The 26,338-nt window shown below is 70.5% G+C and carries 24 protein-coding genes; 10 read left to right on the plus strand and 14 right to left on the minus strand.

Translation table 11 applies throughout. The features are described 5' to 3' along the window. Positions 1-17 precede the first annotated feature (17 nt). From OG607_RS04795 to OG607_RS04805, 3 genes are all read right to left on the minus strand, one after another. Entirely contained in the window at positions 18-1,571 is a 1,554-nt protein-coding gene (locus OG607_RS04795; protein ID WP_405719181.1) for a pyridoxal phosphate-dependent decarboxylase family protein, read from the minus strand. A 62-nt stretch (positions 1,572-1,633) separates the two neighbouring features. Further along, the gene (locus tag OG607_RS04800) at positions 1,634-2,452 is read right to left on the minus strand and encodes a siderophore-interacting protein (RefSeq protein WP_405719184.1); all 819 of its coding nucleotides are present in this window, start codon (positions 2,450-2,452) and stop codon (positions 1,634-1,636) included. 34 nt (positions 2,453-2,486) lie between these two features. Beyond that, positions 2,487-3,527 carry an ABC transporter substrate-binding protein gene (locus tag OG607_RS04805; RefSeq protein WP_405719187.1) on the minus strand — a complete coding sequence of 347 codons (1,041 nt, stop codon included), beginning with the start codon at positions 3,525-3,527 and terminating at the stop codon, positions 2,487-2,489. Between the two features lie 143 nt (positions 3,528-3,670). On the opposite strand from OG607_RS04805, the gene OG607_RS04810 reads away from it, so the two are divergent. From OG607_RS04810 to OG607_RS04825, 4 genes are read left to right on the plus strand one after another with little or no spacing between them, the layout of a single operon-like run. Beyond that, positions 3,671-4,714, plus strand: a complete 1,044-nt coding sequence (locus tag OG607_RS04810; RefSeq protein WP_405719190.1) for a FecCD family ABC transporter permease — start codon at positions 3,671-3,673, stop codon at positions 4,712-4,714. Beyond that, positions 4,711-5,751, plus strand: a complete 1,041-nt coding sequence (locus OG607_RS04815; RefSeq protein WP_405719193.1) for a FecCD family ABC transporter permease — start codon at positions 4,711-4,713, stop codon at positions 5,749-5,751. The genes OG607_RS04810 and OG607_RS04815 overlap by 4 nt, the downstream gene beginning before the upstream one ends. A gap of 38 nt (positions 5,752-5,789) precedes the next feature. After that, on the plus strand, positions 5,790-6,605 hold the full coding sequence (locus tag OG607_RS04820) for an ABC transporter ATP-binding protein (protein ID WP_405719196.1): 816 nt from the start codon (positions 5,790-5,792) through the stop codon (positions 6,603-6,605). Then, positions 6,602-9,124, plus strand: a complete 2,523-nt coding sequence (locus tag OG607_RS04825) for a penicillin acylase family protein (protein ID WP_405719199.1) — start codon at positions 6,602-6,604, stop codon at positions 9,122-9,124. Before OG607_RS04820 ends, OG607_RS04825 begins: the two co-directional genes overlap by 4 nt. On the opposite strand, the gene OG607_RS04830 is transcribed toward OG607_RS04825, so the two are convergent. Both OG607_RS04830 and OG607_RS04835 read right to left on the minus strand, forming a co-directional pair. Further along, positions 9,031-9,369, minus strand: coding sequence for a thioredoxin domain-containing protein (locus OG607_RS04830; RefSeq protein WP_319235853.1), 339 nt, complete (start codon positions 9,367-9,369; stop codon positions 9,031-9,033). The two genes, OG607_RS04825 and OG607_RS04830, sit on opposite strands and share 94 nt — an antisense overlap. Before the next feature lie 560 nt (positions 9,370-9,929). After that, positions 9,930-11,069 carry a PucR family transcriptional regulator gene (locus OG607_RS04835; protein WP_405719203.1) on the minus strand — a complete coding sequence of 380 codons (1,140 nt, stop codon included), beginning with the start codon at positions 11,067-11,069 and terminating at the stop codon, positions 9,930-9,932. Between the two features lie 86 nt (positions 11,070-11,155). Between OG607_RS04835 and OG607_RS04840 the strand changes: the two genes are divergently transcribed. Further along, positions 11,156-12,211: a ferredoxin reductase gene (locus tag OG607_RS04840; RefSeq protein ID WP_405719206.1), complete on the plus strand. Its 1,056-nt coding sequence runs from the start codon at positions 11,156-11,158 to the stop codon at positions 12,209-12,211. A 7-nt stretch (positions 12,212-12,218) separates the two neighbouring features. Next, on the plus strand, positions 12,219-13,337 hold the full coding sequence (locus OG607_RS04845; protein WP_405719209.1) for a fatty acid desaturase family protein: 1,119 nt from the start codon (positions 12,219-12,221) through the stop codon (positions 13,335-13,337). Between the two features lie 527 nt (positions 13,338-13,864). Here OG607_RS04845 and OG607_RS04850 read toward each other — a convergent pair. From OG607_RS04850 to OG607_RS04865, 4 genes are all read right to left on the minus strand, one after another. Then, positions 13,865-14,557, minus strand: a complete 693-nt coding sequence (locus OG607_RS04850; RefSeq protein ID WP_358342372.1) for a TetR/AcrR family transcriptional regulator — start codon at positions 14,555-14,557, stop codon at positions 13,865-13,867. A 40-nt stretch (positions 14,558-14,597) separates the two neighbouring features. Further along, a complete protein-coding gene (locus OG607_RS04855; RefSeq protein WP_405719212.1) occupies positions 14,598-15,353 on the minus strand; it encodes an SDR family oxidoreductase in 756 nt (251 codons plus the stop codon). 293 nt (positions 15,354-15,646) lie between these two features. Beyond that, a complete protein-coding gene (locus OG607_RS04860) occupies positions 15,647-16,015 on the minus strand; it encodes an MmcQ/YjbR family DNA-binding protein (protein WP_405719215.1) in 369 nt (122 codons plus the stop codon). Continuing rightward, positions 16,012-16,407: an MmcQ/YjbR family DNA-binding protein gene (locus tag OG607_RS04865; RefSeq protein ID WP_405719218.1), complete on the minus strand. Its 396-nt coding sequence runs from the start codon at positions 16,405-16,407 to the stop codon at positions 16,012-16,014. Before OG607_RS04865 ends, OG607_RS04860 begins: the two co-directional genes overlap by 4 nt. A gap of 129 nt (positions 16,408-16,536) precedes the next feature. Between OG607_RS04865 and OG607_RS04870 the strand changes: the two genes are divergently transcribed. Continuing rightward, positions 16,537-17,487, plus strand: coding sequence for a helix-turn-helix domain-containing protein (locus OG607_RS04870; RefSeq protein ID WP_405719221.1), 951 nt, complete (start codon positions 16,537-16,539; stop codon positions 17,485-17,487). 26 nt (positions 17,488-17,513) lie between these two features. Here OG607_RS04870 and OG607_RS04875 read toward each other — a convergent pair whose 3' ends face one another. The 3 genes from OG607_RS04875 to OG607_RS04885 form a co-directional block, all read right to left on the minus strand. Next, entirely contained in the window at positions 17,514-17,909 is a 396-nt protein-coding gene (locus OG607_RS04875) for a cyclophilin-like fold protein (protein ID WP_405736556.1), read from the minus strand. Between the two features lie 204 nt (positions 17,910-18,113). Beyond that, positions 18,114-19,151: an alcohol dehydrogenase catalytic domain-containing protein gene (locus OG607_RS04880; RefSeq protein WP_405719224.1), complete on the minus strand. Its 1,038-nt coding sequence runs from the start codon at positions 19,149-19,151 to the stop codon at positions 18,114-18,116. A 58-nt stretch (positions 19,152-19,209) separates the two neighbouring features. After that, a complete protein-coding gene (locus OG607_RS04885; RefSeq protein ID WP_405719227.1) occupies positions 19,210-20,646 on the minus strand; it encodes a carboxylesterase family protein in 1,437 nt (478 codons plus the stop codon). Between the two features lie 456 nt (positions 20,647-21,102). Here OG607_RS04885 and OG607_RS04890 point away from each other — a divergent pair, with 456 nt between their 5' ends. Continuing rightward, positions 21,103-21,495 (plus strand): GNAT family N-acetyltransferase, encoded by a 393-nt coding sequence (locus tag OG607_RS04890; RefSeq protein ID WP_405736559.1) that lies wholly within the window; start codon positions 21,103-21,105, stop codon positions 21,493-21,495. A gap of 99 nt (positions 21,496-21,594) precedes the next feature. Next, entirely contained in the window at positions 21,595-22,722 is a 1,128-nt protein-coding gene (locus tag OG607_RS04895; RefSeq protein WP_405736562.1) for a glycoside hydrolase family 6 protein, read from the plus strand. Between the two features lie 285 nt (positions 22,723-23,007). On the opposite strand, the gene OG607_RS04900 is transcribed toward OG607_RS04895, so the two are convergent. Beyond that, positions 23,008-23,748, minus strand: a complete 741-nt coding sequence (locus OG607_RS04900) for a DUF2470 domain-containing protein (RefSeq protein ID WP_405719230.1) — start codon at positions 23,746-23,748, stop codon at positions 23,008-23,010. Between the two features lie 208 nt (positions 23,749-23,956). Further along, complete coding sequence (locus tag OG607_RS04905; protein ID WP_405719233.1) at positions 23,957-25,285, minus strand: lysine N(6)-hydroxylase/L-ornithine N(5)-oxygenase family protein; 1,329 nt, start codon at positions 25,283-25,285, stop codon at positions 23,957-23,959. A gap of 83 nt (positions 25,286-25,368) precedes the next feature. Here OG607_RS04905 and OG607_RS04910 point away from each other — a divergent pair, with 83 nt between their 5' ends. Continuing rightward, entirely contained in the window at positions 25,369-26,316 is a 948-nt protein-coding gene (locus tag OG607_RS04910; RefSeq protein ID WP_405719236.1) for a methionyl-tRNA formyltransferase, read from the plus strand. Positions 26,317-26,338: the final 22 nt, after the last annotated feature.

Raw genomic sequence — 26,338 nt, forward strand, 5'->3', positions numbered from 1 at the left:
CTCGTTCGGACGGCGGGTCAGCCGGCGAGGCGGCGGAACTCGGGGCTGAGCTGCTCGTTGAGGTAGCGGCCCGCGTGCTCGGCGAGGAGGTCGAGGACGGCGGCGATGTCGTCCAGCGAGGTCTCCGGGTTGAGCAGGGTGAACTTCAGGAAGTGCCGGCCGTCGACCTTGGTCCCGGCCACGACGGCCTCGCCGGATGCGGCCAGCGCTTCGCGGGCGTACAGGTTGGAGGCGTCCGTCAGTGCGCGGGCCGGGCCCTCGGGGGGCAGGTAGCGGAAGACCACGGTGCTGAGCTGGGACTTGGTGACGACCTCGAAGCGCGGGTCGTCGGTGAGCAGTTCCCACGCGCCGGCGGCGCGGTCCACGACCTCGTCGAAGAGCTCGCCGATCGCGTCGGCACCCATGATGCGCAGGGTGAGCCAGAGCTTGAGGGCGTCGAAGCGGCGGGTGGTCTGGATCGACTTGTCGACCTGGTTGGGGATGCGCTGCTCGGCCATGCGGGCGGGGTTGAGGTAGTCCGCGTAGTACGTGGCATGCCGCAGCGTGGACCCGTCGCGGACCAGGAGGGCGCTGGAGCTGACCGGCTGGAAGAAGGACTTGTGGTAGTCCACGGTGACCGAGTCGGCGCGCTCGATGCCGTCCAGGAGGTGGCGTCGGGTGCGGGAGGCCAGCAGGCCGCAGCCGTAGGCGGCGTCGACGTGCAGCCACAGCCCGGCCCATTCGCACAGGTCGGCGATGCGGTCCAGGGGGTCGATGGTGCCGAAGTCGGTGGTGCCGGCGGTGGCGACGACGGCCATGACGGTGAGGCCCTCGCGGTTGCAGCGCTCGATCTCGCGGGCTAGGGCGGCGGGGCGCATCCGGCGGTCGGGGCCGGTCTCGACGCAGATCACGGCCTCCATGCCGAGGCCGAGCATTTTCGCCGACTTCTGGACACTGAAGTGACCGGCCTCGGAGGCGAGGATCCGCAGCTTCGGCAGGATGTCGTGCTTGGTAAGCGGGACGGCCGAGTTCTTGGCGGCGAGTACGCAGGCCTCTTCGCGGGCGAGCAGCAGGGCCTGGAAGTTGGACTGGCTGCCGCCACTGGTGAAGACCCCGTCGGCGTCCTGGCCGAGGCCGATGCGCTGCGCCGTCCAGTCGATGAGGCGGCGCTCGATGAGGGTGCCGCCGGCGCTCTGGTCCCAGGTGTCGAGGGAGGAGTTGACGGCGGTGAGGACCGCTTCGCCGAGCAGCGCCGGGATCACGACCGGGCAGTTGAGGTGGGCGAGGTAGCGGGGGTGGTGGAAGTAGACGGCGTCGCGCAGGTAGACGCTTTCGAGCTCGTCCAGGGCGGCTGCCGGGTCGGCGAGCGGGCTCTCCAGGTCGATCGCGGTGATCCGCGGGGCCAGGGCGGCCGGGGTGATGCCGCTGAAGGGCCGCTCGGTTCGGGCGATCCGGGTCGCCACCCGCTCGACGCCCGCGGCCAGGGAGTGCCGGTAGCCGTCCACCGTGCGGTCGTTGAACAGGTGGGCTCTCGCGTTCCCCGTCCTGGCTGCGGCCGTGATCGTGGCTGCCGGCTGTCCCTGGAAACTCATGTCTGTCCTTCCTGTCGCGAACACTTGATCATCGTTATTTAGGTAAGCCTAACCTAACTTACCTACCCGGAGATCGCTTCCTCGCGCAGCTGCTCCTCACTGGCGCCCCTGCGCCAGTAGCCGGAGAACTCAACGCACTTGCGGTCGAAGCCGCGCTCGCCGACCAGATGGCGGCGCAACGCCTTCACGCACCCGGACTCCCCCGCGATCCAGGCGTATGCGTTGTCGGACGGCGGCAGTTCGGCCGCCCGTACGGCCGCCGGAAGATCGCCCTGGACCAGCCAGGTGATCTCGGCGTCGGCCCGGCAGGGCAGGTCCTGGATGTCCCCGGCGTCGGGCACGTCGATCCAGACCCGGGCCTTCACCCCGGCCGGCAGCCAGTCCAGGATGGCGGCGACGGCCGGCAGCGCGGTGGCGTCGGCCGCGAGCAGCACCCAGTCGGCGCCGGGCGGCGGACGGAAACCGACGCTCTTGTTGTCCTCGACGGCCGGGCCGAGCAGCACCGCCCGGTCCCCCGGCCGGGCGGAGGCCGCCCAGGCGGACGCCGAGCCAGTATCACCGTGGAGGGCGAAATCGACGTCCACCTCGGCGAGTTCGCGGCGCTGGGCGCGCACCGTGTACGAGCGCATGACGGCCCGTACGGCCGGATCCGTCGCCCGCCACAGGGCGAACCAGCCGTCGCCCGCGTCGGTGGGGACGACCGGGGTGCCCTGGCCGGGGTGCGGCAGGAAGAGCGAGAAGCTCTGGTCCCGGCCGCCCCCGGCGAAGTCCCGCAGCTGCCCGCCGCCGAAGGTGACCCGGAACATGGAGGGGCCGAGGCGCTCACTCCGTACGACATGGGCATCGAAGAACCGGAACGCTCCGGCGACGGAACTGGTCATGCGGTCATCCCTTCAAGGGGCGGTGCGGGGCGATTCAGCTGAGCTTCTTGGACTTGCTGATGGCGGCGGCCAGGTTCTCCAGCAGCGGTGCGGCGCCCGCGTACGAGAACCGGGGCACCGCGTCCCACTCGGCGATCTGGCCGGCCTTGACGGCGGGCAGCGCCTTCCAGGCGGCCTTGGAGGTGAGGTCCTTGGGCTGGAGGGCGCTGGCGCGGTTGTCGAGGATGATCAGGTCCGCGTCGTACTTGTCCGCGTTCTCCCAGCTGAGGCTCTCGAAGTAGTCGCCCTTGTCGAGCTTGGTGGGGACGACGATGTCGACGCCGAGGGACTTGAAGTACATGAGGTCGCTGCTGACCCCGGGGTTGGACGCGTAGAAGATGCTGGCGCTGGCGGAGGCGGCCAGGACCTGGAGTCCGCCGCTGGCCTTGGCGGCCGAGCGCAGGGTCGCGGCGGCCTTCTCGAAGCGGGCCTTGGCCTCGGTGACCTTGGCCGCGCCCAGGTCGGCGCCGAGGGACTCGGCGAGCTCGGCGTAGCGCTGGATGGGGGTGGTCAGCGGCACCCGGGCGACGGTGATGGCGGCACTGGGGGCGAGGGCGAGGATCTTCTTCTCGCTCTCGGTCGGGACGTACCACAGGCTGCTCGACTCGTACTGGTGGGTGACGAGGAGGTCGGGGTCCAGAGCCGCGTACTTCTCGATGTTGAACTCGCCCCAGACGTTGCCCAGGATCGTCACCTTCGAGATGTCCAGGTCGCCGGCCTGCGGGTCGGCCTTGCCGTTCGCGAGCTTGGTCTCGCCGAAGACCCCGACGATCCGGTCGTCGATGCCGAAGTCGACGAGGGCGGCGGCCACGCCGGTGAAGGCGACGATGTGCTTCGGGGCGGTCTTGGCGGTGAGCTTCTTCTTACGGTCGTCGGTGAAGATCCAGCTGCCGCCGCCGCTCGCGCTCGACGTGGCCGAAACGTCCGAATCGCCGTTCCCTCCGCAGGCGGTGAGTACGGCGCCGGCCCCGAGGGCGCCACCCGCGGTGAGCAGGCCACGGCGGGAGAGGGGAGCAGTGATTCTGGGCTGCGGCATGGCTGTGTCTTTCCTGTGAAAAGGTAAGGGGAGGGTAAAAACGTGAGGTCACAGGGACCCACGACGGAAGTTAGGTTAACCTAACCTAAGCCAATGTCCAACGGAGTGTCCCGGTACTCCCCCGGCCCGCACGGAGCCCGTACGTGTCCCTCACCAAGTCGCCGCCGATACGCCGGGATCCACCGGCCGGACGGGCCGGCGCACCCGCCCTGCGCGGCGCCGGACTGCTGGCCGCCCTGCTCCTCCTGACGGCCGTCCTGGCGCTCAGCATCGGGGTCGGCGCCCGGCAGCTGTCCCCCGCCGAGGTCTGGGACGGGCTCTTCGACAGCGGTTCCCCCGCCTACCCGGTCGTCCACGAGATGCGCCTCCCCCGCACCCTGCTCGGGCTGCTCGCCGGGGTCGCACTGGGCCTGGCCGGCGGCGTCATGCAGGCCCTGACCCGCAATCCGCTGGCCGACCCCGGACTGCTGGGCATCAACGCCGGCGCCTCGGCGGCCGTCGCCACCGCCATCTCCTTCTTCGGGATCGCGACCTTCAACGGCTACGTCTGGTTCGCGCTGCTCGGCGCGGCCGTCGTCTCGGTGCTCGTCTACGCGGTCGGCGGCGGACGCGGGGCCACCCCGGCGCGCCTGGCACTCGCCGGGTCCGGGCTCAACGCCACCCTCTACTCCTACGTCAGCGCCGTGATCCTGCTGGACTCCGCCTCCCTGGACCGGATGCGCTTCTGGACCGTCGGCTCGCTGGCCTCCGCCGAACCGGCCACCGTCGCCGAACTGGCACCCTTCGTCGTGGCCGGCCTGCTGCTCGCGCTGGCCCTGGCCCGGCCGCTCAACGCCCTTGCCCTGGGCGAGGATTCCGCCACGGCGCTCGGCGCCCGGCCGGCCCGGACCCGTACCGGCGCGATCGTGGCGGTGACCCTGCTGTGCGGGGCGGCCACGGCGGCCTGCGGGCCGATCGTCTTCGTCGGCCTGATGGTGCCGCATCTCGTACGCGCCCTGACCGGGCCGGATCTGCGATGGCTGCTGCCGTACTGCGCGGTGCTCGCGCCGGTGCTGCTGCTCGGCGCGGATGTGCTGGGCCGGGTGGTGGCCCGGCCCGGCGAGCTCCAGGTGGGGATCGTGACGACCGTGCTGGGCGGGCCGCTGTTCCTGTACTTCGTGCGCAGGGGAAAGGTGGCGCGCGCATGAGCGTCATACGTTTGCGCGTCATGCGCCTCACTGGCGGCCGCTCCGTCGTCTTGCGGCCCCGGGCCCTCGCGGTCGGCGCGGGCTGCGGGCTGCTCGCCCTCGCCCTGGGCGTGCTGGCCATCGGCAGCGGCGACTACCCGATCAGCCCGGCCGACGTGCTGAGCACCCTGGCCGGACACGGCTCCGCCGCGCAGGACTTCATCGTCAACCAGCTGCGGCTGCCGCGCGTCGTCACCGCGCTGCTGGTCGGCGCGGCGCTGGGGCTGTCGGGCGCGCTCTTCCAGTCCCTCGTACGCAATCCGCTCGGCAGCCCGGATGTGCTCGGCTTCACCCAGGGCGCGTCGGCCGGAGCACTGGTCGTGGTCGTCACCGGGGGCAGCAGCCTGGCGCTGGCCTGCGGCGCGGTGGCCGGCGGCCTGGCCACCGGGGTGCTGATCCACGCGCTCGCCTGGCGGCAGGGCGTGCACGGCTACCGTCTGGTGCTGATCGGCATCGGCGTCGCGGCCGTCCTGACCGGCGTCAACAGCTATCTGCTGACCCGGGCCCAGCTCATGGACGCCGCCCGCGCCGTGCTCTGGCTCACCGGCAGCCTGGACGGGCGCGGCTGGGAGAACGCCTGGCCGCTCGCGGCCGCGATGGCGGTGGTGGTGCCGCTGGTGCTGGGCCTCGGGCGGGCGCTGCGGATGATGGAGATGGGCGACGACGCGGCCTGCGCGCTGGGCGTGCGCGTCGAACGCGTACGACTGGTGCTGCTCGCCTCGGCCGTGGTGCTCGCCTCCTTCGCCGCCGCGGCGGCCGGGCCGGTGTCCTTCGTGGCCCTGACCGCGCCCCAGCTGGCCAGGCGGATGACCAAGGCGCCAGGGGCCGGTCTGCTCCCTTCCATGGCCACCGGCGCGGCCCTGCTGGTCGCCGCCGACTGGGGCGCGCAGCGGCTGTTCACGGGCCATCAGCTGCCGGTGGGCGTGGTGACGGGCGTACTGGGCGGCGGATACCTCGTGTGGCTGCTGGCCACGGAGCGCAGGGCGGGCCGGATATGACAACGAATCCGAATACAGGAACGGAAGCAGCGCACGTCATGGAATCCCGAGCGGAATCCCGCCTCACCGGCAACGGTCTCACCCTCGCGTACGACAAGCGCACGATCGCCGAGGACCTGACCGTGCCCGTCCCCGACCGGTCCTTCACCGTCGTCGTGGGACCCAACGCCTGCGGCAAGTCCACGCTGCTGCGCGCCCTTTCGCGCATGCTGAAGCCGGTTTCCGGAAGCGTGCTGCTGGACGGCCAGGACATCTCCTCCCTGCCCGCCAAGAAGGTCGCCCGCACTCTGGGCCTGCTGCCGCAGTCCTCCATCGCGCCCGACGGCATCACGGTCGCCGAGCTGGTGGCGCGCGGCCGCTACCCGCACCAGGGGCTGCTGCGCCAGTGGTCGCAGGACGACGAGCGGGTGGTCGGCGAGTCGATGGCGGCGACCGGGGTCGCGGACCTCGCGGACCGGATGGTCGACGAGCTGTCGGGCGGTCAGCGGCAGCGCGTGTGGATCGCCATGGCGCTGGCGCAGGAGACCCCGCTGCTGCTTCTGGACGAGCCGACGACCTACCTCGACATCGCCCACCAGATCGAGATCCTCGACCTGTGCGCGCGCCTGCACGAGGAGGAGGGCCGCACACTCGTGGCCGTACTGCACGACCTGAACCACGCCGCCCGCTACGCCACCCACCTCATCGCGATGCGCGACGGGAAGGTGGTGGCCGCCGGAGCCCCCAACGACATCGTGACCGCCGACCTGGTCGAGGAGGTCTTCGGGCTGCCCTGCCGCGTCATCGACGACCCGGAGACCGGCACCCCCCTGGTCGTCCCCGCCGCCCGCGCCCGGAAGCGGGCGCAGCTGTGAGCATCGGGGACATCAAGGGAGTCGAGGGCATCGAGGTCCACCGGGACGCCTGGGGCATCCCGCACCTGCGGGCCGGCAGCCCGGACGAGCTGGCTTTCGCCCAGGGCCGCAACGCCGCCACCGACCGCGCCTGGCAGATCGAGGTCGAGCGCCACCGCTCCCAGGGCACGACCGCCGCCTTCCTCGGCCCCGAGGCCGTCGGCTGGGACCGCTTCGCCCGCCAGTCCCGGCTGGACGACACCGCCCGGCGCTGCTTCCGCCGACTGGACGGCCGGACGCGGGCCTGGATCACGTCGTACGTGGACGGGGTCAGCGCCGGTCTCACCGAAGGGGCCGCCCACGCGCCGCAGTTCGCGGCCACCGGGCTGGCCCCCGGCCGCTGGGAGCCGTGGACCCCGCTGGGCGTGTGGCTGTCGACGCACATCCTGTTCGCCGGCTTCCCCGCCAAGCTGTGGCGCGAGGAGGTCGCCCGCCACCTGGGCGACGAGGCGATCGAGCTGTTCGCCACCGACGGCCCCGGCACCTCCGGCAGCAACGGCTGGCTGGTGTCCGGGGAGCGTACGCACTCCGGCTCGGCCCTCATCGCGGGCGACCCGCACCGTTTCATCGAGGACCCGGGGATCTACCAGCAGGTCCACCTCGCCTGCCCCGAGTACGACGTGGCCGGCCTCGCCGTCCCCGGCGTCCCGGGCCTGCCCCACTTCGGGCACGCGGGCGGGGTCGCCTGGGCGATCACCAACGCCATGGCCGACTACCACGACCTGTACCGGGAGCGGCTGCGGCGTACCGATGCGGGTGTCGAGGCCCTCGGGCCTGACGGCTGGCGGCCCGCCACGGTCCATGTCGAGACGGTGCAGGTGGCAGGGGCGGAGCCCGTCGCGGTCGAGGTGATCGAGACCGAGCGCGGGCCGGTCGTCATCGGCGGCGCCGACGGTCCCCTCGCCATCAGCCTGCGCTACCCGCCGCGCGTACGGGAGGAACTGGGCTTCGCCGCCCTGCCCGCGCTGCTGCGGGCAACCACCGTCGCCGATGTCGACCGGGCCCTCGACGGCTGGGCCGAGCCGGTCAATGTCGTCCACGCCGCCGACACCGCGGGCGGGTTGCTGCACCGGGTCGCGGGCGCGGTGCCGCTGCGGAGCCGCGACAACAGGCTGCGCGTCGTCCCGGCCTGGGAGCCCGGGCACGAATGGCTGGGCTGGCACGACCCGCTGCCGCGCGAGCCGGTCGACGGCGTCGCCGTGATGGCCAACGAGCGCGGCCTCGCCGAGCCCGTCGGCGTCGAATTCGCCCCGCCGTACCGGGCCTGGCGGATTCGGCAGTTGCTCGACGCCTCCGTGACCTGGTCGGCCGAGGACATGGCCCTGGTCCACACCGACACCCATCTGGGCTCGGCCCGGCCTCTGCTGGAGCTGCTCGCCACGCTGGACGGACTCAGCCCGCCCGCCTCGGCGCTGCAGGAGCGGCTGCTGGGCTGGGACCGCCGGATGGGCGCCGACAGTACTGACGCCACGTCATACGCGGCGGTGCGCGGGGCCGTTGTGCGGCGGCTCGGGTACCATCCGGCGCTGGACGGGCTGACGGAGTCCGTCTCCGGTCCCGCGTACCCGGCGCTCTTCCGGCCCTGGCTCGCCCTGCTGCCCCGGGTCGCGTACGCCCTGGAGTCCCTGCTGACGGCTGGGCTGTTCCCGGACGGCGACCTCGTGGATGCGGTGCGGGCGGCCGTAGAGGAGGTCGCCGCCGAAGCCGCCGCCCCGGCGCCCTGGGGGGAGGTGCACCGGCTCGCGCCCAGGCAGACTCTGCCCGACGCCGAGCCCGAGGACTGGCCGGGCCTGGCCGGGGACCACGACTGCGTCCTGGCCACCTCCAGCGTCCCCGGCCTCACCGACAGCTTCGCGCGCGGCCCCTCCGCCCGCTATGTCTGGGACCTCGCCCGCCGCGACGACAGCCTCTGGATCGTCCCCCTCGGCGCCTCCGGCATCCCCGGCGACCCTCACCAGCGTGACCAGCTGCCGCTGTGGGCGCGGGGCGAACTCGCCCCCGTCGTCACCGACTGGGACGTCCTGCACGCGCGGACCGCTCCCGGCTGCGTCCACGAGCAGAAGTTATCGACAGGGTTTTGTGTTGTCCGTTGTCCATCGCGAGCTCGGCCTCTCTGCCCCGGCCAAGGCGCCTGCATGGGGCAGTGTTGGACTGCCAGGGGGCGTTGTCCGTCGAGGCTGGCACCGTGGTGCTGCGCTCACGCCGGGGCACCGACATGGGGCCGGCCTTCCCCGAGATCGTGGCCGCAGCCGGGCGGCTGCCGGACGCGACCGCGATCGACTGCGTTATGCGACCTGTGGGGGTGTCTCAGCCCCAAGGTGTCTCAGGCGGCGCAGCTCCCAGAGACGAGACGTGACGGGCGTCGCGGCCACGTGCCGCAGGCCGCTCAGAGGTGGCCGTCCAGGAACTTCCGTACCTCGGCGATGGTCATAGGCCCCGTGCCGTGCGCCACCGCCTCTCCCTCCTTCAGCAGGACGTAGGACGGGGCTCCGGTGATCCCGTATCGCTCGGTCGCAGCCGGACAACGCGTGATGTCGGCGCGGACGGCCGTCAGGCGGCCCGTGTAGTCGTCGGCGATGCCACCCACGACGAGGTCCATCACCCGGCAGGGCTCGATTGCCTTGGGCCATGTCCCGGTGAAGTATGCGAGGACCGGAACTCCGCTCATCCCGAGGATGAAATTGAACTCCGCGTCCTCACGGGGGCGGTGAACCCGCTTCGCCATGGAAGCTCCTGACCTCAGATTCCGTCATTCCATCCCCATCATCCCTCGCGCGGTGTGCCAGGCCGGCCCGGTCGGTCGTCCGGTTGACCTGTCGGAAGGGAGGCACGGGGCCGTCGCAGAACCACGGTGGTCCCCGGCGCGAGCGGCCCGGCCCCCGCCCCTGGTGACCCGGCCTGGCCGCCCCGCCGGTCACCCGGCTGCAGCCCGCCGCGCGCCCGTGGGTCAGCTCGTGCCAGGACCGCGCCCTCCACGACGACATGAAAGACGTTTTCCAGGGCATAACGGACCAGATCACCGACCAGATGCTCGATGAGCGCGTCGACGAGCGGGCCGGTGCGCATCGTCCACCGGATCCAGCCGAGCCGTATCCGCCACCGCGCTCCTCAGAGACAGCGCCCCCGACGGGCTTCCCGAGGCCTTGTCCGGTCTTCACATCAACCCCCGGTCTCAGCTGGCTAATATCGCTCTTCCCGGGCCGCATGAGCCAGCTGATGGCACCGAGAGCGAGGCACGATTCCTGGACCGCTCGCGGACGCGGTCGTGGACGGTCGAAGTACGCGTCAGCTGGCCCGAAGACCGACCGCCAGCGTCAGTTCAAGGACCCGGTGTGGCGATGCGAGATCCGGAAACAGCTCCCGCAGCTGCGACATCCGGTACCGGACCGTCTGGGGATGGACGAACAACGCCGCCGCCACCTCGTCCCGCCTGCCCTGGTGCAGCAGCCACGCCCGCAACGTCTCCTCCAGCCGCCGTGCGGTCGCGACAGGCAAGGTCCGCAACGGTGCGAGGGCTCGGGCACGCAGGTCTGCGAACGCGTCCATGTCGGCGCTCAGCACCAGCTCGGGCAGGTGGTCCTCGGTGTCGCGAATATCAGAGGAGAGGGAGCGCGCGCGTACGGCTCGTGCGTACGAGGCGGACGCTCGAGTCCATGGCCGGGCCGGGCCGACCACGGCGGTGCGGTCGGTCAGCTGCCGCAAGAGATGTGATCGGTCGGCATCAGGGACGAGCAGCACACCGGTGGCGTCCGGCAGATCGTCGAGGACGAGGGTGCTCGGGTCGAGCCGGCGGTAGGCAGGCCGGGCCTGGGCGGCGGGCAGCAGGACCGCGGTCAGTGAAACCGGAGGCTGCCACCCGGCCCGTTGGACAGAGGCCAGCAGCACGTCCGGGCTCGCGCCGGCGAGGAGGTCGCGGGCCAGGTGTTCCAGGTGGCGCTCGTGGGCCCGGCCCCGGGCGGCCAGTTCGTCGGCGTGGCCCGCGGCGCTCGCGGCGGAGAGCTCGTCGATGTAGGCGAAGGTCAGCTCGGCGAACTTGGCGACCTCGGCGGCGGGCAGACCTGCGGGTACGGCACCCGCTGCCAGGCATCGCCAGGCCACGCGGGCGCCGACGCGGTAGGCGCTGAGCAGGGCGTCCATCGAACGGCCGTCGCGCACCTCGCCGCGGCCCAGCTCGTAGGCTGCTTCACCGGCGTCGCCACCTGTGGCGTTCCCGCTCGCGAGGTCCAGGTAGTGCCCCAGGGCGGTGCGGACGGCTCGGCGGATGGTGGCGCCCATGCGGCCCGAAAGAGCGTTGGCGTAGGGAGGGACCTCGTCGATGATCGCCTGGACGACCTCGTCGGCGGTGCTCTTCAGCGCGGCCCGAAGTGCGGTGACCGTCGTCTCATCCAGGGCCAGTTCGCTGGCCCTCCGGACTGCATAGCTCATATTTTGTTCCCTGCGAACAATTCAGCCGACCAGATTCACGTCCTACGGACAGGACTTTACGCCCTGAGGCGCAGCAAGCTGGAGTCATGACGAGTGCAGCCCTCCGCAGCAGGGCGTGGAAACTGCTGGAGATGGTCACGACGCCGCTGCTGCCGTCGGACTACCTCGACCTGGTCAGCCCGCTGCGTGCGGGCGCTGACCTGCGTGGGCGCATCGAGGCCGTGCACCCCGAGACGGGTGACGCCGCGACCATCGTGATCAGGCCGGGACGGGGCTGGCGCGGCCACACAGCCGGTCAGTACGTGCGGATCGGGGTCGACGTCGACGGGGTGCGCCTGTGGCGTGCCTACTCCATCACCTCGCCGACAAACCGCCAGGACGGCCGCGTCACGATCACCGTGAAGGCGATCCCGGACGGCAAGGTCAGCAACCACCTGGTCCGCAGGGCAAAACCGGGCACGCTGATCCAGCTCGACCAGCCGACCGGTGACTTCGTGCTGCCGCAGGCCAAGCCCGCCAAGGTGCTCTACCTGACGGCCGGCAGCGGCATCACGCCCGTGATGGGCATGCTGCGCGACACCGAGTTCGACGACGTCGTCATGGTCCACTGCGCGCCACAGCCGCAAGACGTGATCTTCCGCAACGAACTGCACGACCTGGTCGCGGACAAGAAGCTGCGGCTCACCGAGGTGCACACCGACACAGACGGCACGCTCGACATCGCCCGTCTCGACGAACTCGTGCCCGACTGGGCCGAGCGCGAGACCTGGGCCTGCGGGCCCGCGGGCATGCTCGACGCCGCCGAAGAGCACTGGACCGAGCACGGCGTACAAGAGCGCCTGCACACCGAACGCTTCCGCCCCAGCATCACCGTCGCCGGCGACGGCGGCGAGGTCACGTTCAGCGCCACCGGCAAGACCGTCGACGCGGACGGCGCCACGCCGTTGCTGGACATCGGCGAGGAGGCCGGCGTGCTCATGCCCTCCGGTTGCCGCATGGGCATCTGCTTCGGCTGCATCACGCCGCTCAAGGCCGGCGCCGTCCGCGACCTGCGCACCGGCGAGATCACCGAGGCCGAACCGGGCGTCCTCATCCAGACCTGCGTGTCCGCCGCGGCGGGCCCCTGCGACATCGAACGGTAGGAGCACCTTGACCGCCACCGACCCCACCGCCCACCTGACCGCGGAGCAGATCGAGGAGCTTGGCCGCGAGCTGGACGCGATCCGCGACGAGGTGATCGCCGGCCGCGGCGAGAAAGACGCCGCCTACATCCGTAAGGTCATCTCGGCGCAGCGCAAGCTCGAGCTGGTCAGCAGGGGCGTGCTGCTGTTCTCGATCTTCCCGCCCGCGTGGCTGCTCGGCACCGCCGGTCTGTCCGTGGCGAAGATCATGGACAACATGGAGATCGGCCACAACGTCCTGCACGGCCAGTGGGACTGGATGCGGGACCCGAAGATCCACTCCACCACCTGGGAGTGGGATCACGTCTCGCCGTCCGAGCAGTGGAAGCACTCGCACAACGAGCTGCACCACACGTACACCAACGTGATCGGCAAGGACAACGACCTCGGCTACGGCATCATGCGCGTCGACGAGGACCAGAAGTGGTACCCGTTCCACCTCGGCCAGCCGCTGTGGAACTTCATCAACGCCTGCTTCTTCGAGTACGGCATCGCCGCGTACGACCTGGAGCTCGGCAAGAACCTGCACAAGCGCCGCCGCAAGAACCCGGAGTTCCGCGCGCGGGCCAAGGCCGTGGGCCGCAAGATCCGCAAGCAGGTGCTCAAGGACTACGTGATCCACCCGCTGCTGTCGGGCCCGTCGTTCCTCACCACGCTCGCCGCCACGTTCACCGCAAACCTGATCCGCAACATCTGGACCCACTCGGTGATCATGTGCGGGCACTTCCCCGAGGGCGTGCAGGTCTTCGAGCGCCGGTCGATCAAGGTTGAGACGCGCGGCCAGTGGTACCTGCGCCAGATGATGGGCTCGGCGAACATCAGCGGCAGCAGGGCCATGCACTTCATGACCGGCAACCTGTCGCACCAGATCGAGCACCACCTGTTCCCGGACCTGCCGAGCAACCGGTACGCCGAGGTCGCGGTGAAGGTGCGCGCGCTGTTCGAAAAGTACGAGCTGGAGTACGTCACCGGGCCGCTGCCCAAGCAGGTGGTCTCCGCGTGGCGCAAGGTCTTCCGGCTCTCGCTGCCGAACAAGAAGCCCAAGGTCAAGACGCCGGACCGCGAGCAGGAGCTCGTCGCCGCCTGATTCCCGGTATTGGTTCAGATCTTTCGGCCGTACCGGCGGCACCGCCGGGTTCGGTGAGATCCGTTGCGGACGGCGGGCGGCCGCGACATCAGACCGTACGACACGGGATCCGGGCAGCCCGGTGTCCGGCTGCGCTGCCTGGACGTGCGCCAGGAGCTCAGCACACAGCCCCCGGCGAGGTGTTGTAGTTGTGACGTGGACACTGCCGCAACCGATGCTCGCCGCCCCTGTGTCCGATCCTGCGCTGCTGCCGGGGTGGGCGGGTGAGCCGAAGTCATCGAACGCTTGCACCCACGGGTGAAGCACGATCACCCGCTGCCAAGAGGCACCACCGAGCGCAACGCCGGGGGCGCACGTCAGCAGTACCGGGAGGCCACGGTCCGGGCTCAGCTGTCGGCCGCTGTTGGTTACTGGAAGGACCGGTCGCGCTCGCCGCTATTCGTTGTCGGTCGAGTCACCCATACCTGCACCTGTCCCGCTAGGGCGACGTATCCGGGTCCTTGCAGCGTGAACCGGTGGTCCGGGGTTCAGGATCCGGTGCGATAGCGGGTGAGCATGAGGGCGACGGCTTCGTCCACGATCGTGGTGTCGGTGGGGTCGGGCGGGACGAAGTCGGTGCGTACGAGTTGAGGCCACAGGAGCTGGCCGCAGATCATGCCGAGGAACTGTTCGGCCACTGCGGATGCCGGCTGGGTCTGTCCGTCGGCCGAACGGAAGTCGAGTGTGCCGGCCTGCGCTTCGGCGTCCAGGTAGTCGCGGAGCCGGTCGAAGAAGGGTCCGCGGTCGATGGCGAAGCCGGTGCCGACGATGTCGGCGAGTTCCGGCATCTGGGGAAGTTCGGTGATGATGAGGCGGCACAGCGCCGCCGTGCCGGGCCGCGAGACCAAGCAGGCGTAGTCGCGGCCGATGTGGTCCAGACCGTACCGGGGATCACCGGGCGGGGGCGGTTCGGCGTACTGCACATCCAGCTGCCACTGTTCGGAGGTGACGGCCGCGAACAGCGCAGCCTTGGAGGGGTACCGCTTGAAGAGGGTGCCGGTGGAGACGCGCGCCTCCCGGGCGATCTGGGCCAGGGAGGTCTTGTCGTATCCCCGGGCGAGGAAGAGGTCGCGGGCGGCGCGGATGATGCGCGCGCGGTTCTCCGCTTTGATCTGCGCGTGATACCCGGCCTGGCACGTATCGCCACCGGTTTCCGCTCGGTCACGGTCCGCCACCGACATACCCACGCCCCTCGCCCGTCTCCCAGCCGCATCCTCGCTGTCAGAGAACGGTCTGGCCACCGTCCAGGATAAGGTCCTGGCCCACAGCGAAGGCGGAGACATCGGAGGCCAGGTACACGACGGCTTCCGCGACCTCCTCGGGCAGACCCATGCGCCCCAGAGGAATGCCGGAGCTGATGGCCTCCAGAACCGCCGACTGCTGCGCAGGATCCTCGATCCCGAGCTTCGAGTACAGCGGAGTGTCCACCGGGCCGGGACTGACCGCGTTGAACCGGATGCCGTGCGACCTGAGCAGGTCCGCGTTCCACGACCGCATCAGGGAGCCGACAGCCGCCTTCGTCGCGGCGTAGGCGTTCGACTGCCCGTAACCGCCGTGCGCACTGTTGGACGCGTTGAGGATGACCGAGGACGGGTTGGCGAGCACGGGTACCAGGGCCTGCGTGAGAAAGAAGACACTCTTGACGTTGATGTCGAAGAGCCGGTCGAAGCTGTCCTCCGTGTGGTCCTCGAACGGCCGCCAGTCCGAGACGCCGGCGTTCAGGAATGCCACGTCCAGCTCCCCGAAGTGCTCACGCACCCGCTCCGCCAGGCCGCGCTGCGCATCGAGATCGCGCGCATCGGCCTGCACCACCGGCACCTTGTCCCCGAGGATCTGCCGCGCCTTTTCGATGCTGGCCGGGGTGACCCCCGTGACCAGCACGTCGGCCCCCTCCGCGATAAAACGCTGCGCGGTCTCCAGACCGATCCCACTCGTGCCGCCGGTGATGAGGGCGCGCTTGCCCGCAAGACGATTCATGTTCATTGTTCCTTGCCGAGTCGTGAGGTAAGTCGATGGACTCACCATCGGAAGGTAACTCCCGCACCACCCCCGAGGCAAGTCGATCCACTTACCACCGGTGGCCTGGAGCGGTTCGGCCACGCCGGAGAAGGTGGCCGACACCGGCAGCGGCGTCCGCGGCCAAGAGGTGGTCCTGCCTGACGACGTCTTCCAGCTTTGTGGGGCGCAGGCGGGCGTGTGCGGACGGGGCGAGCCCTATCGCGGGACGCTGACGAGCGAGGGCTCGCCGTTCGCGGGGAAGCTCGCGGCGCTCATCGGGCACCGGCGCGGTCGCTTCGCGGCAGCCGCTCGGCGACCAGGTCGTAGGAATCCTCGACCGCGTCGGTGACCAGCCGCTCGGTGATGCCGGGTCCAGGCCCGAGCGAGATCCAGTGGCGTTTGTCGAGATAGCGGCCCGGTGTGATCGAGGCGTAGTCGCGTACTTGAGCGCGGGCGTGTTCGGGTTCGCACTTGACCGTGATGATCTGATCGTCCGGGTCGTCGGTGATGATCAGGAACACCTTGCCCGCGACCTTGTACACGTCGAGTCCCGGGGTGAAGGGGTAGCCGTGGCTGACGTCGGGGAGGGCCAGGGCCGCCTGGCGGGCGGTGTCCTGGAGGCGGTCACCGGCCGTGTTCACCGGGCCGCCCGCGTGCCGATGCCGTAGGTGTGCGGGTCGACAGGCCGCTCGGCCTTGGGCAGATGGGCGACGACGAGCCGGTAGGAGTCGGTGACGAGCTCCCTGACGAGCTCCCTGTCGACGCCTTCTCCGCTCTCCAGGGTGATCCAGTGCTTCTTGTTCATGTGGTAGCCGGGGGTGATGTGGCTGTACTGCTCCCGCAGGGCGTCGGCCTCGCCGGGGTCCGCCTTGAGGATCACGACGGGACGCCCCGGGACTTCGGTCATCAGCATGAACACCTTGCCGCGTACCTTGTAGACCTCCCAGTCGGGGCCGAAGGGGTGCTCCAGCTGGGCTCCGGGGAGTTCCTCCGCACAGTCGGCGGCGGTCTTGTGCAGGGCCGATCCGTTCATGGGTGGTGAGCCTTCTCAGGTGGTGACGGACTGTGGCATCGAAGGAGGCGGAGGGCGCGCCGCGCGAGCGCGGTGGCACGTCCCATCCTTCCGTCGAAGCCGACCGGAAGGGCGGTAGGCTGCGGACACGTGATGGTCGACAAGCGACACTCCGGGCCGAGCAGGCAGGCCGGACCAGCTGCGGTTCCGCTGTACGGTTTCCAGCCCCCGGTCGGTACTCCGTACGGCCTTGAGGTGCGTACCGTCGAGGATTTCTTCGCCCAGCACGACGACTGGCCGTGGAACCCGCCCCGTCCGGGCCGTGCCACCTTCCACTACCTGATCCTGGTCACCGAGGGTGAGTTGCGGCACGACGTCGACTACGTCACGCGGACCGTCGCCCCCGGCCAGTGGCTGTGGGTGCGTCCCGGGCACGCGCAGTGCTGGCATCCGCCCGGCGCGGCCCGCGGCCCGTTCATCCTGTTCGAACCGGACGTGCTGCGGCCCGACCTCGCCCGCCTCCTGGCCCCGCTCACCGCGCACGAGGCCCCTGCCGTGCTCAGCCCGCACCCCGACGACACCGCCTGGCTCCATCAGACGGCACTCCAGCTCCTGGACGAACACCGCGCACTGGGGCGCCGCCCCCTCGGCATCCACCACGCCCTGCGGCGCAGCCTGCTCGAATCGCTGCTGCTGCGCCTGGCCAACTCCCCGGGCATCGCCCCCATCGGCACGGCCACGGCCGGCATGGGCCGTGCCGACAGGTACGGAGGCTTCCTGGACGCCTTGGAGCTGCACTTTCGCGAGCTGCACCACGCCGCGGATTACGCCGAACTGCTCGGCTGTTCGGTCCGCACTCTGAGCCGTGCCGCCCGGGACGCCACCGGCAAGGGGGTACGTGAACTCATCGACGAGCGGCGCCTCCTGGAAGCCCGGCGCCTGCTGGGAGGTGCCCAGTGGGATGCCCGGGCTGTGGCCGTCCACCTCGGCTTCACCGACCCCGCGAACTTCGGCCGCTTCTTCCGCGACCGCACCGGTCTCACCCCGGCCGCCTTCGCGGCCGGCGAGGCCACGACCGTCCCCCCTCCGCTCCTTGGTTGACGATCTCGGTGGTTTCCGGCTGGGTCTCAGTCGACGGCCTCGATGGTGACGTCGACCGTGCCGTCGTACTTCTTGAAGGCATCGGCCCCCGAGTCGATTTCGCCGAGGATGATGATGCCGGGGTCGGGGATGGACTGGCCGTCGTGGTCATAGAAGATGGCGATGTCGGGACCGGGTGACCAGTAGATGATGTTGCCGATCTCGTAGCTGGACTGCGGCTCGCCTCCTGCGGTGAGAGACCGGGGCAGGTGACCGTACTTCTCGCGCTTGAACAGGTCGTTCGTCTGCAGCGTCAGCGGAAGCAGTGAGGCGAAGTCGCGTGCCGTCGCGTTGTCGTCGAGGGTTGCGTTGAGGATGGTTTCTCCGGCGGTCAGTCGGATTCTCAGATGGGTTTCTGCCTTCTGGGGTGTTGTTGGAGTGATCGTCGGCGGCCGACACGTACGCCATGTTCATCGGGGTACGAAAGTCGATCCACTTACCATCGGGGCTTGGAGCTGGTCGGCCATTTGCCCGGCACGGCCACGGCCACGGCCGGCCCATATCAATTCCTGTGCCAGTTCCTCTTACGGATGCTGTGGCCGGCCGTTGTCGACCGTCGCGCATCGGGGGTGGTTGGTTGTCTCTTCTCAGTTGCCCAGGTCCCAGCCCTCCAGGACGACGACGTGCTTGCCCGGCGTGGTGCCGGACTCGATGTCGGCCTGGGCGTCACGGACCTGTTCCAGGCCGTGGTGGACCTTCGCGACCGGGACTTTGAGGCTCCCTGCGGCGATGGCCTGGAGCTGGCGGGCGAAGACGTCGGCCGGGAGGTCGGCGGCCTGACCGCCGTAGGACGTCAGCCGCACCCCGTTGGGGATCATGAACGGAGTGAAATCGGGGATCGTCCACTGGCCCGCCAGGGCTCCGGTGAAGCAGACCGTGCCGTGCCGGCGGACGGTGCGGAGGGTGTCGGCGAGCACCGAGCAGCCCACCAACTCCAGTACGGCGTCGACACCCTCCGGCATCAGCTCGCTCACCTGGTCGGCGATCGTGCCGCTGTCGACGAGGGGATGGTCGACGCCTGCGGCCCGCAGTCCCCCGGCCCTCTCCGGGCTGCGGGTGGTGGACAGCACGGTGGCTCCGAGGTCCTTCGCGATCGTGGCCGCGCTCAGCCCGACCGTGGAGGTGCCGCCGCGGATCAGCAGCGTCTGCCCGGCCTTGAGGTCCAGGCCGGTGGTCAGCGATCCGTAGGCGGTCTGGAACATCTCCGGCAGCGCACCGACCACGTCCCACGGCAGGCCGGTCTCAAACGGGATGACCTGCGCCGCGGGGACGGTCACGTACTGGGCGTACGCGCCGTCGTACGAGCGGCCCATGCCGCCCATCATCGTGGCCACCTGCTGTCCCGGCCGCAGTTCGCTTTCCTCGTCGGCCTCATCGACCACGCCGACGCCCTCGATGCCGGGCACACGCGGGTAGGTGACCACCGCGTCCGACTCGCCCTTGCGGGTGGTGACCTCGGACTCGTTGACGCCGAACGCCTTCACCCTGATCCGCACCCAGCCGGGCTTGCGTATGGGCACCGGCACATCCTTGATCTCCAGTGCGTCGAGGCCGCCGGGCCGGGTGACGACGACGGCCCGCATCGTCGCCGGTGCGGCGTCGCCGGCTGCTGTCGGTTGGCTCATGTCGAGTTCCTTGCTCTGTTCGCCCCCAGGTGCGCTGTTCCGGATCGCCCGGTGACCGTCAGGGGCGGGCGATGTTCTCGAACAGGTCGAGGACCGCCTGGTAGCGGGCGCTGGGCTCGTAGGGAGGGTTGCCGACACTTCCCGAGGTGGGCCGGTCCGTGACGGCGGGCCACAGGCGGGTCTGTTCGCAGGTGACGAAGTCGAGGACGATGTCGCGGATACGCGTGTCACGGTCAGCCTGTTCAGGGCTGCGGCCCGGCTGTTCCTGGCCGACCAGGGCGTACATCTCGGTGCCGTGCACGGCAGGCGCACCCTCGGCGGGCCCGATCATGAGGAGATGGGCGTTGCCGCCCGCGGCGGCGTGGGCCAGAGCACCGCGAGCGGCGGGGAGCGTGAAAATGTAGTCCGTCAGGGACGCGGCGCGGACCTCGGCAGGGGTGCGGCCGCCCTGGTCGTAGGTATCGACGATCCTCCTGGCGCGGGAGCGGGGAATACGCCACCCCGCGAATTCGTCGGTGACGCGGTCGACGGCGTTCGGGTCGAACCGGTCGAGGTCGTTCGCCACCCACCAGCCCATCTCGTCACTGGCCGTGCTCAGGAGGACGTCGATGTCCCGGTGCGAACCCGAGGCCAGGACTTCCAGGGGGTGGGCGCGCAGCACCCCGCCGGGCTGTTCGGCGTCCAGGACGACGCCGAGGCTCTGGTTGTCCATCCCGCCACGGACTCCGAGATCCGTCGGACAGACCTTGCGCAGGGCGGCCACCAGGGAGGCCGCGTCCAGATCGATCAGCTTGTCGGGGTTGCCCGCGACACCGAGTTCGGTGACGAACCGCTCCGCGAGCTCCTCGGCCCACCAGGCCGGGACGAGACGCGAGGGCGCGCCGGAGAACCCGGCCAGCCGCCGGTACAGGCCGTCCGCGGAGGAGGCCCCGAGCAGCCCGAGGGTGGAGTAGGCGCCGGCGCTGTGGCCGAAGACGGTGACGTCGTCGGGGTCGCCACCGAAGTGGGCGATGTTCTGCTTGATCCAGGTGAGGGAGGCGATGACGTCCTGCAGGCCCAGGTTGCTGGCCTCGGCGAGCCGCCCGCCGTACTGCGAGAGCGAGAGCGCGCCCAGTGCGCCGAGCCGGTAGTTGACCGACACGCTCACCACGCGCCCCGTCGCGGCCAGACCGGCGGCGTTCGAGGTGGTCTGCGTGTTCGCGCCGAACTCGAATCCGCCGCCGTGAATGTACACGGCCACCGGCAGCGTCTTCCCGGCCGGCTGCTCGGGGGCCCACACGTTCAGGTTCAGGCAGTCCTCGCCCGTCCCGCTGTCCGCTTCGAGCCAGTCGCCGCTGTCGGGCTGGACCGGGGCGACGCCCTTGCGGTCGCAGGGGCGATCCGGAGCGAAGTCCGTGACTACGGGGCGGCGGTACCGCTCGGCGGTGGCGTACGGGATTCCCCACCAGGACCGCACCCCTGGTGCAGTCGGAGCCTTGGGCGCGGTCGCGGTCATGGCGTGAGATTCCTTCCGGTGCGGTTCGGGTGTTTCGCGCGGCGTGTCGGCGGCTGATCGCTCGCGGTGACGCTCTCCAAGCATTCCCTGGACTCCGATAAATCGCCGAGCGGACAGCAGTCACCCGGTGGTCATCAGGTGACACTTCTCTGTACCTCCTTCTCGTAGCCAGGCCGCCGCGGCGGCCTGGACGGCCTGAGGTCCCGCCGTCAGCGCGCCCGGTGGACTTTGGCCAGGGGAAGCCAGCCGTGCAGGCACAGCACGGCGCCACCGCTGAAAGGGATCGCTGCGGCCCTGGGCCGCAGCCTCTACCGTCCGGCCCACATCCACTACGCACCCGCCATCCCGTGATCGACATGGCGCCGGACTCATCTTCGGCTGGGTCACCCAGGACCGCGCCCGCTTCTGGGCATTCGCGAGCACTCGCGTGAGCACGTCCAGGAGATCTACGAGTACCTGGACTCCCTCACCACCCACCACGCGTACCTGCTGGAGCGCGACGGGTGCCCCGTCGCCCTCTTCCAGTCCTACGAGCCTGCCGAGGATCCCGTCGGCGAGTGCTACGACGTGCTGCCGGGCGACTTCGGCATCCATGTCCTCATCGGCCCCGTGGCGGTCGGCGGACACACCGAACGCGGCTTTACCGCCGCCCTGCTGACGGTGTTCCTCAGGTACCTGTTCGACGCCGACCCTTCCCGTCAGCGGATCGTCGCCGAGCCCGACGCCCGCAACGAACGGGCCGTGGCCCGCTCTCTGAGGGCGGGCTTCGTGCTCGGGCCCGAGGTCCAGTTGCCCGGGAAACGGGCGCGGCTGGTCTTCCTGGCGCGGGAGGCGTTCGCCGGGGCGTAGACCCCGAACGCCCTGCGGTGTCCTCAAACGCCGGACGGGCCGAAGTGGCAACCTTTCGGGAGGTGGCGGCGACTTGAGGACATGCCCCGTACAAAACTCGTGGCCGTGACCATCGCGGCATTGATCGGCGCAGGCACCGTCACCGGCGGCGTGATGCTGTCCTACGCTGCTACATCCCGCCCGTCAGAGACAGCAGCCACGGACGGGGCGACGCCGTCCCTCCCGCAACTGGCGGATGTGGGACGGCCGTCGGCGGAGACCGGAGGCCGCGCTGCGGCAGCCGGCGGCGCGCGGGCGTCGGGATCGCCGTCGGCGTCGGCGTCACGCCAGGCGGCCGGAGCGTCGGCCAGGGCGACAACCGCCCCGGCCTCGGAGTTCTTCAACGACCCGCAGTCGCAGGTGAACCAGTGGGTCGCCGCCAACAAGAGCGACTCACGCGAACCGCTGATCGCGTCGAAGATCGCGAGCCGCCCGCAGGCGGTGTGGTTCTCGACGTACAAGCCGTCCACGGTCACGGCCGACGTACGCCGGGTCACCTCGGCCGCCGCGGGCGCGGGGAAGGTGCCGGTGCTGGTGGCGTATCAGATACCGAACCGGGACTGCGGCGGGGCGTCGGCGGGCGGGGCGCCGGATCTGGCGAGCTATGACGCGTGGGCGAAGAAGTTCGCGGCGGGCCTGGGGAGCGGGGAGGTGATCGTGATCCTGGAGCCGGACTCGGTGGCATTGACGACGTGTCTGTCGTCGTCCGAACTGAACGGCCGGTACGCCTCGCTGACGCGGGCGGGCGCTGCCATTCACGCGGCGGATTCCCGGGCGAAGGTCTACTTCGACGCGGGGCACTCGCATTGGAACAGCGCCGCCGATCAGGCCGCGAAGCTGCGCTCGGCGGGCGTGCTCACGAGCGGCGACGGGATCTACACCAACGTCTCGAACTTCCAGCTGACCTCGGCCGAGATCCCGTACGCCAAGCAGGTGCTGGCGGCGCTCGGCGGATCGTCGCGGCTGCACGCCGTGATCGACACCGGCCGCAATGGCAACGGCGCGCCTGCCGACGGCAGTTGGTGCGACCCGGCGGGACGGGCCGTCGGCACGGCACCGACGACGGCGACCGGGGATGCGGCGATCGACGCCTTCCTGTGGGTCAAGCCGCCTGGCGAGGTGGACGGCTGCGCGGGGCCGACGGGTTCGTTCTCGCCGGATTACGCAGCGGCTCTGGCGGGCGGGTAGCGAGCGGTTCGGGGCAGGTGTAGAGCGCGGCGGCGGCCGGGGCGGCCCGGATGATGGCGGCGACCAGGGTCTGTCCGGTCGATCTTGGTCGGATAGGCCGCGGCGTCTGGGGTGGTGCATCGCAAGGCGCCGGAGCGCCCGCAGGGTGGTTTCCTGTGGGCGTTTCGGCAACGCCGCGAGGTGCCGCCCGCCGCGCCAGCGGCTGATGTCGCTGCGGCGTAGCGGACCCGACCAAGATCGACTGGACAGGCCCTGGATCCGTCCGGCGGACGGGGAGGTCGGCGGTCACAGCTGGGGGCGCTGTCGGTTGTGGAGGGAGCAGGCGTGGGCGTGGGCGGCCCGGGCGACGAGGGCGCGGATGTGCTGGGCGGCCTGGCCGGAGTGGCGTACGGGGGCGGCGAAGGGGAGCCGGGCGTCGGCGTGGCCGCGGGCGTATTCGAGGCGCAGGACGAGTCCGTAGCGGTCGAGTCCGATCGGGTGGATCGCGGTGGTGCCGAGCAGGAGGCGGGGGGACAGCAGGCGGCTGAGCTTGACCACCGTGTCGGTGTGGGCGGTGCTGAGGTGGCCGAGCAGTTCGGCCTCGTCGCCCGCGAGGGGGTCGGGGTCCGCCTGGGCGAGGGCTTCGGCGGCGATGAGGGTCCGCTCCCCGGCTTCGGTGAGGACGGCATGGCTCGTCGTGAAGCGCAGTGGCCCGGGGGCGTCGGCGCCGGTGCGGCCGGACGCGTGGCCGAGCCGCCCGCTGAGCGTCAGGCGGGCCCGGACGCGGTCGCGTACGGGGGTCGGGGCGATGTCGGTGAACTCGGCCTCGGCCTGGAGGCCTTCCGCCGGGGCGTGGGCGAGTTCGGAGTGCAGGTGGTCGGCGGACGGGTCGGTGAGGGTGAGCCGCCCGGAGGAGTCGGCGGCGTGCATGCCGATCATCTCGATCCGGTGGTCCGCCGTGACGACGGTCAGGGATCCCGCCGTCGCGAGGATCGAGCGGGCGCGTTCGGCGGGCGTCGGTTCTGTGCGCAGGCCGGTATCGGACATGGGCGCTTCACCTCTTCGGGGCCTTCGAGGGCCTTCGGGACGGGGTGGCGGTCCTGTTCCCGCCCCCGGGCTCCGGGGCAGGAAGAGGACCGACGGGCTTGGACAGCGCTTGTCCTCAATCGCCGGACGGGCTGAATTCAGCCCGTCCGGCGATTGAGGACGGAACCGGCGACCGGACGGACCCGGTGAACCCATTCCGGTCGCCGCACTAGCCGGCGCCGTGCCGCGCGACCAGGGAGTCGCGGATCTCACCGGCCCGGACGGCGGTGGTGGACAGCAGGGTGGAGGTCAGCCCGTGGGTGTGCTCCGTGCCGCCCTGGAGATAGATCCCCGCTGTGACCTCCGGGGCGACCTCGACCCGGTGGTCACGGCCGACCCTGACCTCGTCCCCGTCGTCGCGCAGACAGATCTTGGCCGACTCGCCGAGCAGCGCTGCGATGTCCCGGGGGCGGTAGCCGGTGGCGTGGACCAGCAGATCGGCCGTCAGTTCCTGGAGCTGCCCGGTCGGCAGGAACTCCACGGCCACGTCGAGCCCGTCGCCGGAGTCCTTTACCTCGCGGATGCGGGAGACGTTGAGGAACCGCAGGCGCTCGCGGCCCTGGACCTTCTCCCGGTACGCGGTGGCGTACAGGGCCTCGATCAGTTCCATGTCGACCACCGAGTAGTTGGTGCTGCGGTGGTAGTCGAAGAGGGACTGCTTCACCTCGGACGGGGCGTCGAAATAGACGTCCACCGCCTCCGGGTCGAAGATCCGGTTGGCGAAGGGGCTGTCGTCCGCCGGAGTGTAGCCGTACTTGGCGAAGACGGCGCAGACCTCGGCGTCGGGGAAGGTGCGGTGGAGGTAGTCCACCGCCTCCGCCGCGCTCTGGCCCGCGCCGAGGACGACGGCCCGGCGCACCGGGGCCCCGGAGCCGGCCAGTTCGGCCACGCGCGGGAGGAGCTGGCTGTTGTGGACGACGCGGTCGGACAGTTCGGTGTCCGGCGGCAGATGGGGCTGCAGGCCGACCGCCACGCTGATGTTGCGGGCCCGGCGGGTCACCGTACGGTCCGGGTCCTGCGGGTCGCGGCAGACGACGTCGAAGCAGTCGATCAGCCCGTCCGTCCCGTCCTCGGTACTGATCGGGGTGATGGACAGCACCTCCTGCGAGTAGGCGGCCAGGTGCCCGACGCGGGCGGCGGCCCATTCGAAGTAGTCGTGGAACTCCACCCGCAGGGGGAACAGGGTCTTCTGGTTGAGGAAGTCGACCAGTCTGCCCTGCTCCCGGAGGTAGCACAGGAAGCTGAAGTCGCTGGTCGGGTTGCGCATCGTGACCAGGTCCTTGAGAAAGGACACCTGCATGGTCGCGTCGTCGATGAGCATGCCGCGGTGCCATCCGAAGCGGGGTTGTCTCTCCAGGAACAGGGCATTGACCTGTTCCTCGGGCAAGACCGTGGCGTTGTGTTCCTCAATGGCTATGGCCAGAGCCAGATTTGACGGTCCGAAACCTATGCCGAGGACGTCATGGATGGTGCCCGGGTCAGAGCTCGGTGCGTTCACCGTGGCATCGCCTCCTTCGCCGAGAATACTAGATAAGGTTAGCCTTACCTTGCAATGCATGTCGTCGAAGGGAAGTCCGGTAGATGCGCGTTGTCATGTTCGGCTATCAGACCTGGGGCCACCGAACGCTCCAGGCGCTCCTTGACTCGGAGCACGAGGTCGTCCTCGTGGTCACCCACCCCGTGAGCGACCACGTCTACGAGAAGATCTGGAGCGATTCGGTCGCCGAACTCGCCGAGAAGCACGGCGTTCCGGTGCTGCTGCGCGAGCGGCCCGACGACGCGGAGCTGATCGAGGCGATCCGCGACACGCGTCCGGACATCATCGTGGCCAACAACTGGCGTACCTGGCTGCCGCCGGAGATCTTCGACCTGCCGCCGCACGGCACGCTCAACGTCCACGACTCGCTGCTGCCGGCCTACGCGGGCTTCTCGCCGATCATCTGGGCCCTCATCAACGGCGAGGAGCGGGTCGGCGTCACCGCCCACCGGATGGACCCCGAACTGGACGCGGGCGAGATCCTGTTGCAGCGCTCGGTGACCGTGGGACCGGCCGACACCGCGACCGACCTGTTCCACCGCACCGTCGATCTGATCGGTCCCATCGTGACGGAGTCCCTGGACCTGATCGCCTCGGGCGAGGCGCGCTGGGTGCCGCAGGACCGGACCCGCGCGAGCTTCTTCCACAAGCGGTCGATCGAGGACAGCCGGATCGACTGGACCTGGTCCGCGGAGGAGCTGGAACGCCTGATACGCGCCCAGTCCGACCCGTATCCCAACGCCTTCACCCACCACCGGGGGCAGCGGATCCGCATCGTCTCGGCGGCCGTCTCCGAGGCCTGCTACGGGGGTACACCCGGGCGCATCTTCATCCGGGAGGGCGACGGGGTCGTCATCGTTGCCGGTGCGGACGCCCGCAGCGGCAAGCGCCGGGGGCTGCTCGTGCGCCGGCTGCGCACCGAGGACGGCACCGAGTACGCGGCCACCGACTACTTCCGCACGATGGGCGGTTATCTCACAGCCCGGCCGTGAGCGGGTCTCGGCGCGGTCGCCG

This window comes from Streptomyces sp. NBC_01537, assembly GCF_045040445.1.
In the GTDB taxonomy this organism is placed as follows: Bacteria; Actinomycetota; Actinomycetes; order Streptomycetales; family Streptomycetaceae; genus Actinacidiphila.